Here is a 17306-nt window from a genome sequence, read left to right as displayed (position 1 = left end):
ACTGGCAGATCACTCTTCCGCCCAAGCCATCCGCGCCGGGTGGTATTCAAACCCAATGTGGTGCGCGGCACCCACCAACCCCTCGCGGGTGTGGTTATAGAGCGAGCGCCAGTAAGGCTGGATCGTGACGCCATCGTCTTGCAGCATCTTCTCACCCTTCGCCATGATCTCGCGCCGTGCCTCAACATCGGCCGTGGCCAGCGCCTCGGAGAGCAGGGCGTCGAACTCAGGGTTGGCATAGCCAAACTCGTTCCACGCCTCGCCCGAGCGGTAGGCCAGCGCCCAGATTTGCACGCCCAGAGGCCGCGCGTTCCAGTTGGTGGAGGAGAAGGGATATTTCACCCAGTCGTTCCAGAAGGTCGAGCCGGGCAGGATGGTGCGTTTGACCTTGATGCCCGCGTCGCGCAGCTGTGCGGCGACGGCATCGGTCGTGTCCTTGCGCCACGCATCGTCGATCGAGAAGAGCTCATGCTCGTAATCCGCCATACCGGCTTCTTCCATCAGCGCGCGGGCGGCTTCGGGATCAGTCTTGGGCGGTTCGACCTCTGCATATTCAGGGTGCATCGGGCCAACGTGGTGGTTTTCGGCCACGATCCCACGACCGGCATAGCCCAGTTCCAGCAGCACGGCGTTGTCGACCGCCAGTTGCAGCGCGTTGCGCACGCGCTTGTCTTCGTAAGGCTTCATGCCGTCGATTTCGGCCAATTGGTTGGGGCGGATCACGATGGTCGCCGCTGTGGCGATCTCGTTCTCGACCCAACCGTCGAGCGTGCTCATCACGTCGATGTATTCGCCTTCCATGGAGTAGAAAGCGTCGACCTCTTCGGCCTCGGCAGCGGCGATCCATGCGGAAGGGTCGGTGCCGTAGTCGATGTATTCCAGACGGTCGATGTAGGGCCCGCCAAAGACTTCAGTGCCCCACCATGTGTGGTCGGGGTTCTTCACCAGCACGCTTTTCACGCCCACTTCGAGCGATTCGGGCAGGTAGGGGCCGGTGCCCTTGGGGTTTTCCAACATGGTGTCGGGGTCGAAACCCTCGGGCGTGATCGCGGCGGGGTAGTCGGCCATGCCGGGGATCAGTGTGATGTCGGACTTTGGCAGCTTCAGCTTGACCCTGTGGTCATCGACCACCTCAATCGCACCTTCGATCGCCTTGCCGGTCTCTTCGTCCACCAGCGTGGCGAAACGGCCCGCCATGGAGTTGCCTTCGAGCGATTTATCGCACCAGCCTTCGATGTTGCGCGCCACGTCCTGCGCGGTGAAGGGGGTGCCGTCGTTCCATGTCACGCCCTTGCGGACGTTCAGCGTGTATTCGGTGGCGTCGTCGCTGATCTCCCAGCTTTCCAGCAGGCCGGGGGTGAAGGTGCCGTCGTTCTCCCAGATGGCGAGATACTCCAACCAGCCGCGGCTGAAGTTGGCGATTTGCGACCAGTCATAGGTGCGCGGGTCTTTTAGGGCACGCACCTCCATCTGCATCCGCACGGTGCCGCCTTCCTTGAGGTTGGCATGGGCCGCCGCACGCGCGGGCGCGGCCATGCCAAGCATCCCGTAAGCTGTGGCGGACGTGGCCCCGAAGGCGCTCGCAATCGCCAGAAACTCGCGTCTGTTGACGGGGTCTTTCTTGGCGTTCTCGGCTGATGTCAGCACGGATTGCGGCAGCGGTTTTCCGGTGCGTGTCAAAAATTCCATGATTTTCCTCTCTGTTGGTGCGCTGGCCGGGGCCATCGCGGATCCCCACTTTTAAGGGTGGGGTAGGTGATGCAGTTGACCTGCTTTTGTCGCCTCTTGAGGTGGGCGCGGGGTGTTTAGTCTGCCGATCAGGCGCGTTGCGTCAAGCCTGTCGCGGGAAGTTGAGGAGCAAGTTAGCGCAGGAAACCGTCCCGGCAAGCGGGGTGGCCGGGAAAACCACTGGTAAAATGGCGGTTTAGGCCAGATCACGCGCCGCTTTGAAAAGCGTCTCAAGCCGGGCGGGGTCGCCGACCTCATTGGCCAGCATCAGCACCAATCGCGCGTTCAGGGCGTGGCTTTCGGCCTCGCTCAGCCCTTCGTGGGCGGCCATGAGCGCGGCATAGACGGTGTCACCCTCGGTGCCGAGGTTGTCTTGAAGGATCATGCGGTGGCTCCTTTCGCGCAGTCCAAAGCGCCGTCAAAGGCACGGGCAAAGGCGCGGGAAATCGCGGCCCTGTCGGGCTGGTCGAAGACGGCGCAGACATGGCCATCGGGGCGCAGCAGATAGAGGAACCCGCTGCCATAGCGCTGCTGTGCATGGCCATCCTTGCCTTGAAAACAGGGATAGGCACCCTGCGATTGGTCGATGCCGATACGGCTCAGGCCGGGGATATCCGGGGCCGTGATCCCGCCGACCGCGAGCAGGGTGAACTGGCCCTGAACCTCCCCCAGCAGCCAGCGATCCCCCGCAGGTCCGGCAAGCGGCGCGTCGATCAGCGCGTTGCCGGGGCGCAGGGGGGCGTCGCCTGCAGTTTGCAGCGGGCTGTGGGCCAGCGTGCAGGGTTGTGACAGGCGGCCTGAGTTAATCAGTTTGCGGGCGAAAGGATGACGCGCGGCGAGGGTCAGCACCTCGTTGCGAAACAAGGTTTCAATGGGCGATTTTGGCGTCATAAAGTTCGTCGCACGGGCGGAGTTGCGCATGTTCTCATCCGCGCCATGACCGCGTTCGATGTCATAGCTCTCGATCAGGCTGGTGGGCGCGTCGCCCTGCACGACAGCGGCGAGTTTCCAGCCGAGGTTGTCGACATCCTGCACCCCGCCATTGCCGCCCCGTGCGCCAAACGGGCTGACCACATGGGCGCTGTCCCCGACAAAGACCACGCGGCCCTGCACGAACTTCTCCAACCGTGCGCAGCGGAACTTATAGACGCTCATCCAATCCAGCCGGAAAGGCGCATCGCCCAGCATCTGCTTCAGACGCGGCAGGACTTTCTCTTCGGTCGCCTCGGCCTTCGGGTCGGTCTCTGGCCCCAGTTGCAGATCGATGCGGTAGATATTGTCGGGCTGTTTATGCAGCAGCGCGGATTGGCCGTTGTGAAAGGGTGGGGCGAACCAGAACCAACGCTCGGGTGTGTCATGGTCGCCAAAGGGAGAGGTTTCCATTTCGACATCGGCGATTAGGAAATGTTCGTCAAAGGTCTGGCCCTCAAAAGGCAGTCCCATGCGTTTGCGGGTGGCGGAGCCCGCGCCGTCGCAGGCGATGTACCAGTCTGTTTCCAGTAGGTACGGCCCGTCCGGCGTCTCAACCGTCAGTTCAACGTGATCGGCGTGGCCTTTGTGATTGGTCACCTTGTTGAGAAACCGCAGGTCGATCAGGTCGGGGAAATCTTGTGCGCGTTCAACAAGGTACTCTTCGACATAGTATTGCTGGAGGTTCACGAAGGCCGGGTATTTATGCCCCGGCTCGGGCAGCAGATCAAAGTTATAGACCTCCCTCTCGCCGTGAAACTGGCGGCCCACTTTCCATGTTACGCCTTTTTCCAGCATCCTCTCACCGATGCCCAGCCTGTCGAAAATCTCCAACGTTCGTTTCGCCCAGCAGATCGCGCGAGAGCCGAGCGAGACGACATTGTTGTCATCCAGCACGACCGATTTGACCCCGCGCAGGGCCAAGTCCACCGCCATAGACAGCCCGATGGGGCCGGCGCCCACGATCACCACCGGGTGCCGTGGCTCGGGCGCGGTGAGGCCGGGCGGGGGGTTGTAGGGAAAGGGGGTGTAGGCATAGGCCATGGCGGTTTCCTCAGACAAGAGCGCGCAAAAGCAGCAGGACAAGCAAGGCCAGTGTGGTCAGCGTCACCCGTCGGCGCGACTTGCGGTGCTCTGGCGCGCGCAGCATCTTTGACCAAACCTGTGCCGTATCGCGCAGCCCGGCGTAGGGCTGCCCGCTCCGGCGCGCAGCTTGGCGGCGGTGATCCATCACCAGTGCAAAGACCAGATAAAACCAGAGCGCCAGCGCCAGTATGATCAGAGCAGTAAGAAGCGCGGGCAGCGGCATCAGTCCGACAGCGCCTCCCACATCTCTTTGTCGCGCTTAGCCGTCCAGATGCGCGGCGTGTCGATGTCGAGCGCTTCGTCATAGGCGCGGGCGACGTTGAAGGGCAGGCAGTGCTCATAGATTGCATAGTCGCCGAACTTAGGGTCGCATTCGGCGCGCACGGCGTCCCATGCCTCTTTCAAGGTGCCGCCACGCAGGGCCACACGGGCCGCCGGACGGTAGGTTGAGCGCACGAAGTCAGCGGTGCTGTCAATTGCGGCATTAACCATATCGCGGCCAATCAGCGCGTCGCCGCGACCGGGTGCAATGGCATCAAGGTCAAAGGCGCGGATGCGCTCCAGCGTGTCGGGCCAGTCGTGGAAATGCCCATCGCCGCAGTAGCAGGCGGAGTGGTATTCGACGATGTCACCGGTGAACATGACGTTCTGATCGGGCACATAGATCACCGCATCCCCCGCCGTATGGGCGCGGCCCAACTGCATGATATCGACCCGGCGCTTGCCGAGATAGACGCTCATCCGGCCGTTAAAGGTGGTGGTGGGATAGGTCAGGCCGGGGATGCTCTCGTGGCCTTCAAACAGGCGGGGGAAGCGTTCAAATTCGCTGTCCCAATCTTCTTGGCCGCGCTCGGCGACCATGGCGCGGGCTTTCTCGGACATGATGATTTGCTGCGCGCCAAAGGCCGAGGCCCCGAGCACGCGCACCGCGTGGTAGTGGGTCAGCACCACATGGCTGATCGGTTTGTCGGTGACCGAGCGGACGCATTCGATGACCTTATTCGCCAGACGCGGTGTGGCCTGCGCTTCGATGATCATCACGCTGTCGTCGCCGATGATGACGCCAGAGTTCGGATCGCCCTCGGCGGTGAAGGCGTAAAGTCCCTCGCCCACCTCGGTGAAGGAGATTTCCTTTTCGGTCATGTCGCCTTGGGATGCGAATTGCTTGGCCATGTGATGTCCTTCTGTCTTGGTTCGTCTGCGCGGTTGCGCGGCCTGTTCAGGAAAAGTCGATTGCCGGGCGGATTTTGCCGGTGCAACTGCCGAAACCCACGCGAAAGCCGTCGCCCTGCGCATGCCCGGTGAGGGTCAGCGTGTCGCCGTCTTCGACAAAGCTGCGGCTGCTGCCGTCTGCGAGGGTGATCGGCTCTTTGCCGCCCCATGACAGTTCCAGCAGCGAACCACGTTGTGATTTTTCAGGGCCGGAGATGGTGCCTGAGCCCAGCAGATCGCCCGCATTCATCGCGCAGCCCGAAGAGGCGTGATGGGTCAACTGCTGCGCGGCGGAGTAATACATCTCGCTGTAGTTTGTGCGGGCGATTTCTTCGGCTCCGCCCCCCTCGGGCTGGAGCAGCACCGACAGGTCAATGTCATAGAGGCCGGGTTTGGTTTCGCGCAGGTAGGGCAAGAGGTCCTTTTCGCGCTCAGGTGTCGAGGTGCGGAACGGCTCAAGCGCGTCGCGGGTCACGATCCAAGGAGAGATCGACGTGGCAAATGCCTTGGCCTGAAACGGGCCGAGGGGTTGGTATTCCCACGCCTGAATATCCCGCGCTGACCAGTCGTTGAGCAGCACATAGCCAAAGATCATCTCATCCGCCTCGTCGATGCTGACGGGCTGGCCCATCTCGGTCGAAGTGCCGACGATCGCGCCCATCTCAAGCTCGATATCCAGCCGCTGGCAGGGGCCAAAATGCGGCGCATCGGCGTCTGGGGCTTTTAGCTGGCCATTGGGGCGGGTGATCTCGGTCCCCGAAACGACGACGGTAGAAGCGCGGCCATTGTAGCCGATGGGGATGTGCAGCCAGTTCGGCGGCAGGGCGTTTTCGGCCCCGCGAAACATCGTGCCGACATTGGTCGCGTGATGCTTGCCCGCGTAGAAATCCGTGTATTCCGAGACCATCATCGGCATGTGCAGCCGCGCTTCGTCCATCGGCACCAGATGCGGCGCGACGGCGGCCTGATCCGGGGCATCGGCGCAGAGCAATTCCACCAGCCGCGCCCGCAGGGAGGCCCATGCCGCAGGGCCGAGGTCCATCACATCGTTCCAATAGGGCACATCGAACACCGGCTCTTCGGCGAGGGTGATTAGCCCCTCTTCCTCCAAAGCCGCCATGTCGAGGATCTGATCGCCAATCGCCACGCCACAGCGCGCTTCCAGCCGATTGGTCGTGAAAACACCGTAGGGCAGATTGTTGAGGGGGAAATCGGTATCGGCGCTGTTGGCGCTTTCCACCCAAGAGGTCATCAGGGTCATGTCGGTCCTTTCAGGGGGCAGGCGGGCTTACTTCTTGCCAGGTGTGCCGTCGAATTTCTTCTCAAGGCTCTCCCAGCAGTCGATGTAATCGTCCTGCAGGGGTGCTTCTTTGGCGGCGAATTCGGTCAGATGCTGCGGGAAGCGGGTCTCGAACATGAAGGACATTGTGTTGTCGAGCTTATGCGGCGCAAGCTCGGCGTTTGACGCCCCTTCGAACGCATTCCGGTCCGGCCCATGCGGCAGCATCATGTTGTGCAGGGACATCCCGCCGGGGATGAACCCCTTGGGCTTGGCGTCATACTGACCGTGGATATTGCCCATCAGCTCAGACATGATGTTTTTATGATACCACGGCGGGCGGAAGGTATCTTCGGCCACCATCCAACGGTCGCGGAACAGCACGAAGTCGATGTTGGCGGTGCCTTCGACGCCCGAAGGCGCAGTCAGGACGGTAAAGATCGACGGGTCCGGGTGGTCGAACAGCACCGCGCCCACGGGGCAATAGGTGTTGAGGTCGTATTTCACCGGGGCGTAGTTGCCATGCCATGCCACCACGTCGAGCGGCGAATGCCCGATCTTGGTCTCATGGAACTGGCCGCACCATTTGATCGTCACGGTCGAGGGCGCCTCGCGGTCTTCAAACGCCGCCACGGGGGTCTTGAAATCGCGCGGGTTCGCCATGCAGTTCGCGCCAATCGGGCCGCGTGCTGGCAGGTGGAACTTCTGGCCATAGTTCTCACAAACAAACCCCCGCGCCGGCCCCTCCAGCACTTCGACACGGTAGACCAGCCCACGCGGGATGATGGCGATCTCTTGGGGGGCGATGTCCATCACGCCCAACTCGGTGCAAAAGCGCAGCGTGCCTTCCTGCGGGACGATCAGCAGCTCGCTGTCGGCGGAATAAAAATAGCTGTCCACCATGCTCTCGGTGACCAGATAGATATGGCTCGCCATGCCGATCTGCGTGTTCACATCCCCCGCCGTGGTCATGGTGCGCATGCCGGTAAGCCACGTCAGCGGCGCGTCGGAATGCGGCACCGGATCCCAGCGGTATTGGCCAAGGCTGGTCACATCCTGCGGCTGATGCGGGGCGGATTTCCAATAGGGCAGATCGATCCGCTCATACCGCGACGAGTGTTTGACCGAGGGCCGGATGCGGTAGCACCACGTGCGCTCGTTCTGATGAGACGGCGCGGTAAAAGCGGTGCCCGAAAGCTGTTCGCCATAGAGGCCGTAGTTGCATTTCTGCGGGGAGTTCATGCCCTGCGGCAGCGCGCCGGGCAGGGCCTCCGTCTCGAAATCATTGCCAAAACCGGGCATATAGCCCGGATGCGTGCCCGAGGTGGTGGCCGCGGTTGTCATCGTTGATGGCTTTGATTGGCTGGTCATCTGTGCCCCCTTGCAGAATCTGTTGCAACGGTAATAGTTGTATTTGTAACTAACAAGCGGCGTGATATGGAAACCGACAAATTCGATTTGCAACAGTTCCTGCCCTATCTTCTGAACCAAGCGGCAGAAGCGTCTTCGCTGGAGTTTCAGCAGATCTATAAAGACCGCTACGGGATGTTGCGCACAGAGTGGCGGGTGCTGTTTCATCTTGGCCTTTATGGCCGTCTCACCGCGAGTGACATCGGCCAGCGGGCGCGGATGCATAAAACCAAAATCAGCCGCGCTGTGCATCGTTTGAATGAGCGCCGCTTTGTTGACCGCACCCGCAATGAGGATGACCGCCGGGTCGAATATCTATCGCTGACCCGGCAGGGCCAAGCGGCCTATGACGATCTGCGCGCCGTGGCACGGCGCTATGATGCGGCATTGATGGATGCGCTTGACCCCGCCGAGGCCGATGTGCTGCGTCGGGCGTTGCTCAAGCTGTCAGGAGCGGGACCGGGGGGCTTTACTTAAGCAGCGGAAAGCGCCACCGATGGCGCATGACTGATCAAACCAAAGGCCTCCTGCTCACCTTTTTCGGGGTGATGTGCATCGTTCCCGAAGCGCTTTTCGTGCGCGTCATCGACGCGCCGATGCTGACGCTGGCGTTCTGGAAAGTGACCCTCGTTGGATTGGCGATTGGCACAGGGTTGCTACTGGCCCAAGGCACCGCGCCCTTCCGCGCCCTGCGCCGCGCGGGGTGGGCCAGCGCGATTTACGTCGGCGGCGTGGCCTGCGCCGGGGTCGGCTTTGTGCTGGCTGTGCGCCTGACCTCGGTGGCGAATGTGGTGTTTATTCTCGCCTCATTGCCCGTCTTCGCGGCGATCTACAGCAAGGTGTTTTTGGGTGAGCCGATTAGCCGACGCATGTTCTTTACCATCGCGGCGGTGTTGGCCGGACTTGCCGTGATTGCCATTGGCTCGGGCGAGACCGAAAATGCCTCGCGCGCGGGGGACCTGTTGGCGCTGTCGATCTCGGCGATCTTTGCCGGTGCGCTGACTGCGGCGCGCCACGCGCGCGCGGTGTCGATGGTGCCGGCGGTTGCGCTGGCCTATCTGCTGGCCGGGGCGGTCCTGCTGCCGGTGGCGCAGCCCCTGCAAATGCCCGCCGCAGAACTGCCGCAGATGCTGCTCTACGCGGTCTTTATGGCCGCCAGCGCGGGGCTCATCGCGCTCGGGCCGCGCTATATCTCAAGCGCGGAAGTCGGTCTGCTGGTCTTGTTGGAATCCGTGCTTGCCCCGCTGCTGGTCTGGGCGGTGCTGGGCGAAGATCCGGGCGTCTACGCGCTGATCGGCGGCGGCATCGTCGTGGGCGCGCTGTTCCTGTCGAACCTCATTGCCCTGTCACGCCGCCGCCGTGTCGTGCCGCCGCTGCCTCATCACTAACTTCAAAAGTCGGGGGTGACGCCCGGCAGGTCCAACGCCTTGATCAATTCGCGCAGTTCCTGCCGCGCAGCGATGTTGGAGATATTGAGCTGTTTCACCCCGATATCTTTGAGGTCCAGCAGCGTTAGGCCGCGCGGAAAAAGCTCCCGAAAGATCACCCGCTCATTGAACCCCGGTGCGGTGCGAAAGCCGATCCGCTTGCTGAGATTGCCAATCGCCCGCTCCATCTTTTCTTTGTTCACCATCCGCTGCGCACCCAGACGGTTGCGCACCACGACCCAGTCAATCGCCGAAAGCCCGGCCTGTGCGCGCAGCTGCCGCGCATTCCAAACCATCTCGGAATAGACCGACGGCCCGGTGATTTTTTCCCCATTGGCATCGATATGGGCCAAGAGGTCAAAGTCGATGAAACTGTCGTTAAGCGGGGTGATCAGCGTGTCCGCCAGCGAATGCGCGACCTGGCTCAACCGGGTATGAGAGCCGGGACAGTCGATCAGAATGAAATCATTATCCGGCTCTAACTCCGCCACCGCCGCGCTGATGCGGTGGTCATACATGTTCTCGCCGGGGCGCAGGCTGCTGGCCTCCACATCCGGCAATTCGCAAAGCGTCGGACTGGCAAGCGTCAGACCGGACTCGCGCATGAAATCACGGCGGTTCTCGATATAGCGGCCAAAGGTCCGCTGCCGCAGGTCGAGGTCCAGCCCGCTGACCTTATGGCCAAGGCGCGCCAAGGCCGTCGCCACATGCATGGAAACGGTCGATTTGCCCGCGCCGCCTTTTTCGTTACCGACGACGATTATATGCGCCATACTGCTGTCCCTTCGCGCCTGCCCTTCAAAGCAGGATATTGTTGAGCCGCACTATATGTAGGGTTCTCCGCTTTGGAAAGTGGCGAGGCGGCTTGTTCAGCCCGACCGTGGCAGCGCTGCCGCGTTTGGACAACAGAGGGATTTGCCTTATTTTCACCATCTAAGGCGCAGTGTAACACCGCGCCTTACCGCCCTGACTGGCGGTCCAAGTAACCGTTCAATCAAGGCCCCCTTATGGCAGATCACAACCCCGGCACATCCAGCAGTTCAAAACCGACGACCGCGCGCGGCGTGCTGCCCTCTTTGGGCGCAGTGATCGCGGAATTCGCGCTTGTCTGCCTGCTGGTGGCTCTGGTGCCGGTCACGGTTTACCTTGATACAGCCGTTCTGGGCGATGGCGTCTCCGAAGACTCGCTGACAGAACATCTGCACAATACTTTCCTCGCTATTGCGGCTGCCATCTTCATGCTGGGCGCTTACAAACATGTGGGCATGCGGGGGTACCTCACACTGGTGGCCACGCTCTTCGCCTGCATGTTCCTGCGCGAATATGACGCCGCGCTCGACCGTATCCAGCACGGGTTCTGGATTTACCCCGCCCTCGTGACACTGGCCGTGGGCAGCTTCATCGCATGGCGCAACCGCGGTACAACGCTCCTGCCGATGCTGCACCATCTGCAAACCCGCTCTGCCACCTTTGTCTATATCGGTGTGGTGCTGCTGCTCTTTTTCTCGCGGACCTTCGGCACCGGCTCCCTGTGGGAGGCCGTTATGGGCGCCGCCTATGACCCCCAAGTCAAAACCACCGTCCAAGAAGGCACCGAGCTGCTCGCCTACCTGCTGATCGCCTACGGTGCGGTGCTTTCGCACCTGCACGGCTACGGCACCCAAGCCGCCCTCCAAGAGCGCCGCCTCTAACCCCATCAGCCTATCTGCGCGCCGGCGTCCACCGATGCGCAGCCCTCCCTCATTTCATCCTTTTAAAAATACCGCCGCACCGCCTGCCAAATACGCCCGGTCCCGGCCCCATCACCCCCAAACGCAAAAGGCGCGACCCATAGGGGCCGCGCCTTTGCATTCGCAATGTAGGGTAGGCTTAGAAGCCCAGACCTGCATATTTGTTCTTGAACTTCGACACACGGCCGCCGGTGTCCATGATGCGGCCAGTGCCGCCGGTCCACGCGGGGTGCACGGAAGGGTCGATGTCGAGCGACAGCTGGTCGCCTTCTTTGCCCCATGTCGATTTCATTTCCACAACGGTGCCGTCGGTCATCTTGACGTTGATGATGTGGTATTCGGGATGTGTATCGGTTTTCATCGACCAGTCCTTTATGCGTTCGCGCGGGGCTTGTAGTGAGCGTTTTCGACGATCCGTGCGGATTTGCCGCGACGGCTGCGCAGGTAGTACAGCTTGGCGCGACGCACGCGGCCACGGCGTACAACGGTGATGCTGTCGATGTTGGTCGAATGCAGGGGGAACACACGTTCCACGCCTTCGCCAAAGGAAATCTTGCGCACGGTGAAAGACCCGGCAATGCCGTGGCCGTTCTTGCGCGAAATGCAGACGCCTTCGTAGTTCTGCACACGGGTGCGGGTGCCTTCGGTGACTTTAAAGCCAACGCGAACGGTATCACCGGCACGGAAGTCGGGGATCTCTTTCCCCAGCTCGGCGACTTGTTCCGCCTCGATCTCTGCGATCAGGTTCATCTGACCTATCTCCTATGATGTTCGCGGTATTCCACGAAATTATGTCGCGACCCAGAGCTTCGGGTTCTATCGGGCAGCGCCGGGATCGTTTCCGATCATGGCCCCCCGCCGGAGGTATCGTCGTCATTGCTTTATTCGCTTGCGCCGTAACGCAAAGCACCGGAGCCGCCAAAGCGATTCCGGATGCGCGGGGTATAGGGGGCAATCGCTAAAGGATCAAGGGGGCTCTCGCCGCCTTGATCCCCAGTTTTGTAGCTCAGCGCGTCAGGCCAGCGCAATCACGCCCAAGACAACGAGCAGGAAAAGCACCAGCACGATGCCGATCAGCACTTTTGCCCCGGTCATCGCAGCCCCCGACACACGGCCAAAGCCCAAGAGAGCCGCCACAGCGGCGACGATCAGCAGAATGAGAATCAGCTCAAGCATTTGGTTTCTCCCTCCAATATGGGGGATCAACGCGCCGCGCGAGGGCGGGTTCCCTAGGGGTGGCTTGCTTAGTCTTTGCCCTCAAACGCGGCCCACATGTCTGGGCGGCGTTTGCGGGTCAGGTCTTCGGCCTGCGCTTGCCGCCATTTTGCGATCTCGCCATGGTTGCCCGACATCAGCACAGGGGGGATGTCGCGCCCCTCCCATGTGGCGGGGCGGGTGTATTGCGGGTGTTCCAACAGCCCCGAGGCGTGGCTTTCCTCTTCGATGCTGTCGGCATTGCCCAGCACGCCGGGCAAAAGGCGCACGGTGGCGTCGATCATCGCTTGGGCCGCCAGTTCGCCGCCCGTCATGACGAAATCGCCCAAGCTGACCTCGGTAATGCCGAAATGTTCGATCACCCGCTCATCGACCCCTTCAAACCGCCCGCAGAGCATCGTCACCCCTGCGCAGCTTGCCAGATCGCGCGCCATGGCCTGATCGAACCGACGCCCGCGCGGCGACATATAAAGGATTGGCCAGCGCCCATGTGCATGGCTTTGCGCGCGGGCAAGTGCGGGGCCGACAACATCGGCGCGCATCACCATGCCCGCCCCGCCGCCCGCGGGGGTGTCGTCGACATTGCGGTGTTTGCCAATGCCAAAATCGCGCAGGTCGTGGGTGTGCAGCTGCCAGCGGCCTTCGTGCAGTGCCTTTCCGGTCAGGCTCGCCCCCAGCACGCCGGGGAATAGATCGGGAAACAGCGTAACGATCCGCGCCTGCCAGACATCAGCGTAATCGGGCGTATCTTGCATCAGGGCACGAGGTTTCAGACTGGGGCGTGCGCTTTGGCGTCCGTGGGAGCGGGTGGGTTTCATGCGGTTCCTGCCTGTGTCAGTAGGGCGGTCTTGGCGCGGCGGCGCGCCTGAGGGTCATCGGCGTGTCGGCGGTTGGCGTCAAGCAGAGCCTGCAAGAGTTCCGCAGGCAAGCGTCGGTTCTCGGGCGGTGGCAGGGTTAACTGCTTCAAAAGGTCTTGCGGTAGCTCACATAGGTCGAGGAGCGGAGTCGCAGGCCCGAGCGGCAGATCGCGGCAATCCTCCAGCCGTGTTTGGTGTACCGGGCAGGGAAGGCGGCGGGTGATCTCTTGAACCATCGCGTTCAAGTCCGACGAAGGGGCATAGCGGGCAGTAAAGTCAGCAAGGTCGAGCGTCATCGACGAGGCTTTGACATGCTCCCAATAGGCCGAGGCGATCCAGTCCGCCGGGGCTCGGGTGGAGAGGTAGACCATGATCTCTGCCCGGGGAAAGCACTGGCGCAGGCTGCGGGTGAAGCTGTCCAACAACTCGGGCGCGGCGCTGTAATCGGCCAGATCGCCCCGGCCCGGCAGGTGACCGGCTAGTTCCTCAGCCGAGAGGATCAGCGTGCGGCGCGGCATCTGGGGCAGGCCGTCGAGCAGGGTCTCGAACCGATGTTCCGCTTTCAACAGCGTGAGCGGATCGCGCCATGTGGAATAGCCGCGCGTGGCGTGCAGCAGGTCTTTCATATGCCAGCGCAAGCGCAGCGCGACATGGGGTTTCAAGGCGGTGCGGTTTGCGCGCAATGTGGCCTGAAGGGAACTGGTCCCGGTCTTGTGAAAGCCGGGATGCAGGATGATCCGGCGGGGCATCATCCGGCTCCGGTCTCAGCCATCCGTACCATCCGGCAGCACGCCCAAGGGCGGGTCGGCGACGATCCGGCCCGAGGCAAGATCGACGGTCGGCACGGCGGCCTTGGTGAAGGGCAGGAAGGTGGTGGCCGAGGTGCCCGCCAATTGCAGTTCCAGCAGGTCGTCCGCCCCGTGGTTCTGCACCGTTTTCACGCGGCCCAGCAGCGCGCCACCGGTGTCATAGACCTCAAGCCCGATGAGATCGGCGTGGTAGAACTCATCATCCGGCAGGCCGGGCAGTTGGTCGCGCGCGGCAAAGAGAGAGACACCGCGCATGTCGTCGGCCTCTTCCTTGGTGGTGATCTCGGCGATGCGGGCGGCAAAGCCGTTCTTGACCGGGTGCAGCAGAGCAAGGGTGAAGGTCCGGCTGCCATCCTCGGTGCTTAGCGGGCGGTAGTCTTCAATGTCTTCGGGCACGGCACAGTAGCTTTTCACGCGCACTTCGCCGCGCACGCCGTAAGCGCCCGCGATGGCGCCGACGCAGATCAGGTCTTGGTCACTCATTGCAACAACTCCGAATTGACACAGATCGTCCCGGTCCATCCTCCGGCCCCGGCCTTGCATTCGTCCTGCATTAACTGCCGATCATAACGGATGCCAAGGACAAAGCCGAGCACCAGCACGGCCAGAAGGAACAGTAGTTTTCTCATTAACGGGTCTCGATCTTCAGGCTTGGGGCGCGGGTCTCCCAGCCCTTGGTTTCCAGTTCCGGCGTCAGGCTGTTGTCTTCGGGCCAGCCCATGCAAAGATAGGCCACCAGCGACCAGTCCCTTGGAACGGCAAGATCACGGTTCAGCCGCGCAGGGTCAAGCACGGAAACCCAGCCCAGCCCAAGGCCATGGGCGCGGGCGGTGAGCCATAGATAGTTGATCGCACCCACCACGGAATAGCGGCGCATCTCGGGCATTGTCCCGGCACCAAGGCCACTGCCCTTGTCGGTGCTTTCATCACAGTAAATCGCCAGTTGCTCGGGCGCTTCGCTCATGCCCGAGAGCTTGAGCCCGGCATAATGCGCGGCCTTCTCGCCGTCATATCCGGCAAGGGCGCGGGCATTGGCTGTTTCGAAATTCTCAAGCGCGGCTCGGCGCGCGGTGTCAGATTGCACGCGGATGATCCGCCACGGTTCCGACAGGCCCACAGAGGGGGCGAGGGTGAAGCTGTCGAGGCAGGTTTGCACCAGTGCCTCGTCCAGCGGGTCTGTGCGAAAGCGGCGCACATCGCGCCGCCATCGCATCAGGTCGTGCAGCCCGGCACGGAAGTCTTCAGAGAATGCATCCATGCCGGGCGCTCGCGGCTTATTCTGCGGAAGCTTCTTCGGCAGGGGCGTTGGCAGCTTCGGCAGCGGCAGCGGCTTTGTCGGCCTTTTCCTGCACGCGCTCTTGAGCTTTCTTGCCCGGTGCGCCCTTCTTGGGGTTGTTACGCTCGGTCTTTTCGCGAACGCCAGCGGCTTCCAGCATACGTGTCACACGCTCGGTCGGCTGGGCGCCTTTGGCGATCCATGCTTCGATCTTTTCAACGTCCATTTTCACGCGGTCTTCGCTGTCTTTCGGCAGCAGCGGGTTGTATGTGCCCAGCTTCTCGATGAAGCGGCCGTCGCGCGGCATGCGGCTGTCGGCTGCAACGATACGGTAGAAGGGGCGCTTTTTGGAGCCGCCGCGGGCGAGACGAATTTTCATGGCCATGATGAGTAGTCCTTTGAGTTGGTAAGCAAGAAGGGGCTGCGCCCTGTCTTACGATTGGTGGCTTTTGTGGTGCTGAATGACTTCAGCGATGATGAAGTTCAGGAACTTCTTGGCGAATTCGGGGTCGAGGTCGGCCTCTTTCGCCAAATCTTCGAGCCGTGCGATCTGGGCCGCTTCGCGGGCTGGATCGGACGGGGGAAGGTCGTGTGTGGCCTTGAGTTTCCCCACGGCCTGTGTGTGTTTGAACCGCTCGCCCAGTGTATAGACGAGGATCGCGTCGAGCCGGTCGATCGAGGCGCGATGCCCCTTCAACAGCTCGGCGGCGCGGCTGGCGGTATCTGTGGTGGTGTCGGTCATTTCTTTTTCCCGAAACCGCTGAGGCCGCCGGGCAGGCCCATGCCGCCGCCGCCCATGCCGCCCAGACCGCCGGGCAGCTTGCCGCCCATCTGCTTGGCCGCCGCTTCCAGCGCCTTGGGGTCCATCTGGCTTGGGTCCATGCCGCCGGGCATACCGCCTTTGCCCATCATGCCCTTCATGGCTTGCTTGAGCATGCCGCCTTTGCCCATTTTGCCCATCTTCTTCATCATGTCGGACATCTGGCGGTGCATCTTCATCAGCTTGTTGAGGTCAGAGACCTCCATGCCGGCACCGCGTGCGATACGCTTCTTGCGGCTGGCTTGCAGCAGGGCAGGGTTGGCGCGCTCTTTCTTGGTCATCGACTGAATGAGGGCGATCTGCTGCTTGAGGATCTTATCGTCGAAACCGGCGTCTTCGACCTGTTTCGCCATTTTCCCCATGCCGGGCATCATGCCCATCATGCCCTGCATGCCGCCCATCTTGATCATCTGTTCAAGCTGCATCTTGAGGTCGTTCATATTGAACTGACCCTTCGCCATGCGCTTCATCATCTTCTCGGCCTGTTCGGCCTCGATGGTTTCTTGGGCCTTTTCGACCAGCGCGACGATGTCGCCCATGCCAAGGATGCGGCCCGCGATGCGCTCAGGCTCGAAGGTTTCGAGCGCGTCCATCTTTTCGCCCAGACCGACGAATTTGATCGGCTTGCCCGTCACGGCACGCATCGAGAGCGCCGCACCGCCACGGCCATCGCCGTCCATCCGGGTCAGGACGACACCGGTGATGCCGATACGCTCGTCAAAGTTCTCGGCGGTGTGCACGGCGTCTTGGCCGGTCAGGCCGTCGACGACCAGCAATGTTTCACGTGGATTGGCCACGTCGCGCACGGCTTTGACCTGCTGCATCAACTCTTCGTCGATGGACAGGCGGCCCGCGGTGTCGAGCATATAGACGTCATAGCCGCCCAAGCCCGCCTGCGTTTTGGCGCGTTTTGCGATTTGCACGGGGCTTTCGCCTTTGACGATCGGCAGCGTGTCGACGCCGATCTGCGTGCCGAGGATGGCAAGCTGCTCCATCGCTGCCGGGCGGTTCACGTCGAGCGAGGCCATCAGCACGCGCTTGCCGTCACGCTCCTTCAAGCGTTTGGCGAGCTTCGCGGTGGAGGTGGTTTTACCGCCGCCCTGCAGACCGACCATCAGGATCGGGGCGGGCGGGCTGTCGATTTTCAGCGCGCCGGGCTCGCCTTCGCCTTTCAGCACGTCGATCAGCGCGTCATGGACGATTTTCACGACCTGCTGGCCGGGCGTGACCGATTTGGTCACCGCTTGGCCGGTCGCCTTGTCCTGTACCGCTTTGACAAAATCACGCGCCACGGGCAGCGAAACGTCAGCCTCCAGCAGGGCGACGCGCACTTCACGCAGGGCGGTTTTGACATCTTCGTCGCTGAGCGCGCCTTGTTTGGTCAGGCGGTCAAAGACACCAGAGAGCCGTTCGCTGAGATTTTCAAACATGGGCACAGGGCCTTTCGGGTCGGTTGCACTTGCCCCTACTTAAGGACGCGCGCGAAAA

22 protein-coding genes are annotated in these 17306 nt (G+C 62.0%); 3 read left to right on the top strand and 19 right to left on the bottom strand.

Translation table 11 applies throughout. The features are described from left to right. Nucleotides 1-9 precede the first annotated feature (9 nt). The 7 genes from T8A63_RS16700 to hmgA all read right to left on the bottom strand — a co-directional run bounded on the left by T8A63_RS16700 (nucleotide 10) and on the right by hmgA (nucleotide 7645). Nucleotides 10-1689 (bottom strand): ABC transporter substrate-binding protein, encoded by a 1680-nt coding sequence (locus T8A63_RS16700; protein ID WP_322344468.1) that lies wholly within the window; start codon nucleotides 1687-1689, stop codon nucleotides 10-12. A gap of 235 nt (nucleotides 1690-1924) precedes the next feature. Then, nucleotides 1925-2113: a DUF2783 domain-containing protein gene (locus T8A63_RS16695; protein ID WP_067623468.1), complete on the bottom strand. Its 189-nt coding sequence runs from the start codon at nucleotides 2111-2113 to the stop codon at nucleotides 1925-1927. Beyond that, entirely contained in the window at nucleotides 2110-3741 is a 1632-nt protein-coding gene (locus T8A63_RS16690; RefSeq protein WP_322344467.1) for an FAD-dependent oxidoreductase, read from the bottom strand. Before T8A63_RS16690 ends, T8A63_RS16695 begins: the two co-directional genes overlap by 4 nt. 10 nt (nucleotides 3742-3751) lie before the next feature. Continuing rightward, a complete protein-coding gene (locus T8A63_RS16685; RefSeq protein ID WP_093927319.1) occupies nucleotides 3752-4006 on the bottom strand; it encodes a hypothetical protein in 255 nt (84 codons plus the stop codon). Further along, on the bottom strand, nucleotides 4006-4956 hold the full coding sequence (locus T8A63_RS16680; RefSeq protein WP_322344466.1) for an MBL fold metallo-hydrolase: 951 nt from the start codon (nucleotides 4954-4956) through the stop codon (nucleotides 4006-4008). The genes T8A63_RS16685 and T8A63_RS16680 overlap by 1 nt, the downstream gene beginning before the upstream one ends. A 46-nt stretch (nucleotides 4957-5002) precedes the next feature. Further along, a complete protein-coding gene (gene fahA / locus T8A63_RS16675) occupies nucleotides 5003-6256 on the bottom strand; it encodes a fumarylacetoacetase (protein WP_322344465.1) in 1254 nt (417 codons plus the stop codon). Nucleotides 6257-6283: 27 nt separating this feature from the next. Continuing rightward, complete coding sequence (gene hmgA, locus T8A63_RS16670; RefSeq protein ID WP_322344464.1) at nucleotides 6284-7645, bottom strand: homogentisate 1,2-dioxygenase; 1362 nt, start codon at nucleotides 7643-7645, stop codon at nucleotides 6284-6286. A gap of 66 nt (nucleotides 7646-7711) precedes the next feature. Between hmgA and T8A63_RS16665 the strand changes: the two genes are divergently transcribed. Together T8A63_RS16665 and T8A63_RS16660 are read left to right on the top strand one after the other, a co-directional pair. Next, nucleotides 7712-8161 carry a MarR family winged helix-turn-helix transcriptional regulator gene (locus tag T8A63_RS16665; protein ID WP_067627177.1) on the top strand — a complete coding sequence of 150 codons (450 nt, stop codon included), beginning with the start codon at nucleotides 7712-7714 and terminating at the stop codon, nucleotides 8159-8161. 26 nt (nucleotides 8162-8187) lie between these two features. Next, on the top strand, nucleotides 8188-9072 hold the full coding sequence (locus tag T8A63_RS16660; protein ID WP_322344463.1) for a DMT family transporter: 885 nt from the start codon (nucleotides 8188-8190) through the stop codon (nucleotides 9070-9072). Between the two features lie 2 nt (nucleotides 9073-9074). On the opposite strand, the gene T8A63_RS16655 is transcribed toward T8A63_RS16660, so the two are convergent. Further along, complete coding sequence (locus T8A63_RS16655; RefSeq protein ID WP_067627180.1) at nucleotides 9075-9884, bottom strand: division plane positioning ATPase MipZ; 810 nt, start codon at nucleotides 9882-9884, stop codon at nucleotides 9075-9077. A gap of 234 nt (nucleotides 9885-10118) precedes the next feature. Between T8A63_RS16655 and T8A63_RS16650 the strand changes: the two genes are divergently transcribed. Beyond that, nucleotides 10119-10802, top strand: coding sequence for a hypothetical protein (locus T8A63_RS16650; RefSeq protein ID WP_082849513.1), 684 nt, complete (start codon nucleotides 10119-10121; stop codon nucleotides 10800-10802). 178 nt (nucleotides 10803-10980) lie between these two features. Here the strand turns inward: T8A63_RS16650 and rpmE are convergent, their stop codons facing one another. The 11 genes from rpmE to ffh all read right to left on the bottom strand — a co-directional run bounded on the left by rpmE (nucleotide 10981) and on the right by ffh (nucleotide 17248). Further along, the gene (gene rpmE, locus T8A63_RS16645; RefSeq protein ID WP_067262252.1) at nucleotides 10981-11202 is read right to left on the bottom strand and encodes a 50S ribosomal protein L31; all 222 of its coding nucleotides are present in this window, start codon (nucleotides 11200-11202) and stop codon (nucleotides 10981-10983) included. An 11-nt stretch (nucleotides 11203-11213) separates the two neighbouring features. Beyond that, entirely contained in the window at nucleotides 11214-11591 is a 378-nt protein-coding gene (rplS, locus tag T8A63_RS16640) for a 50S ribosomal protein L19 (RefSeq protein ID WP_067627182.1), read from the bottom strand. Nucleotides 11592-11855: 264 nt separating this feature from the next. Beyond that, nucleotides 11856-12017, bottom strand: a complete 162-nt coding sequence (locus T8A63_RS16635; RefSeq protein WP_082849512.1) for a DUF1328 family protein — start codon at nucleotides 12015-12017, stop codon at nucleotides 11856-11858. 68 nt (nucleotides 12018-12085) lie between these two features. Beyond that, nucleotides 12086-12874: a tRNA (guanosine(37)-N1)-methyltransferase TrmD gene (gene trmD, locus T8A63_RS16630; RefSeq protein ID WP_067627184.1), complete on the bottom strand. Its 789-nt coding sequence runs from the start codon at nucleotides 12872-12874 to the stop codon at nucleotides 12086-12088. Further along, nucleotides 12871-13662: a hypothetical protein gene (locus T8A63_RS16625; RefSeq protein WP_322344462.1), complete on the bottom strand. Its 792-nt coding sequence runs from the start codon at nucleotides 13660-13662 to the stop codon at nucleotides 12871-12873. Before T8A63_RS16625 ends, trmD begins: the two co-directional genes overlap by 4 nt. A 15-nt stretch (nucleotides 13663-13677) precedes the next feature. Continuing rightward, a complete protein-coding gene (rimM, locus tag T8A63_RS16620) occupies nucleotides 13678-14205 on the bottom strand; it encodes a ribosome maturation factor RimM (RefSeq protein ID WP_322344461.1) in 528 nt (175 codons plus the stop codon). Further along, a complete protein-coding gene (locus T8A63_RS16615) occupies nucleotides 14202-14351 on the bottom strand; it encodes a hypothetical protein (RefSeq protein WP_201722045.1) in 150 nt (49 codons plus the stop codon). The genes rimM and T8A63_RS16615 overlap by 4 nt, the downstream gene beginning before the upstream one ends. Continuing rightward, nucleotides 14351-14980: a 5,6-dimethylbenzimidazole synthase gene (gene bluB / locus T8A63_RS16610; protein ID WP_322344460.1), complete on the bottom strand. Its 630-nt coding sequence runs from the start codon at nucleotides 14978-14980 to the stop codon at nucleotides 14351-14353. The genes T8A63_RS16615 and bluB overlap by 1 nt, the downstream gene beginning before the upstream one ends. Nucleotides 14981-14996: 16 nt before the next feature. Continuing rightward, nucleotides 14997-15383, bottom strand: a complete 387-nt coding sequence (gene rpsP / locus T8A63_RS16605; RefSeq protein WP_067627189.1) for a 30S ribosomal protein S16 — start codon at nucleotides 15381-15383, stop codon at nucleotides 14997-14999. Between the two features lie 48 nt (nucleotides 15384-15431). After that, nucleotides 15432-15740: a chorismate mutase gene (locus T8A63_RS16600; RefSeq protein ID WP_120351902.1), complete on the bottom strand. Its 309-nt coding sequence runs from the start codon at nucleotides 15738-15740 to the stop codon at nucleotides 15432-15434. Next, a complete protein-coding gene (gene ffh, locus T8A63_RS16595; RefSeq protein WP_120351901.1) occupies nucleotides 15737-17248 on the bottom strand; it encodes a signal recognition particle protein in 1512 nt (503 codons plus the stop codon). The genes T8A63_RS16600 and ffh overlap by 4 nt, the downstream gene beginning before the upstream one ends. Nucleotides 17249-17306: the final 58 nt, after the last annotated feature.

The sequence above is a fragment of the Sulfitobacter sp. OXR-159 genome (genome assembly GCF_034377145.1).
Taxonomy (GTDB): Bacteria; Pseudomonadota; Alphaproteobacteria; order Rhodobacterales; family Rhodobacteraceae; genus Sulfitobacter.
Note: the sequence above shows the minus strand (reverse complement) of the source record. Positions and strands in the feature narration are given on the sequence as shown.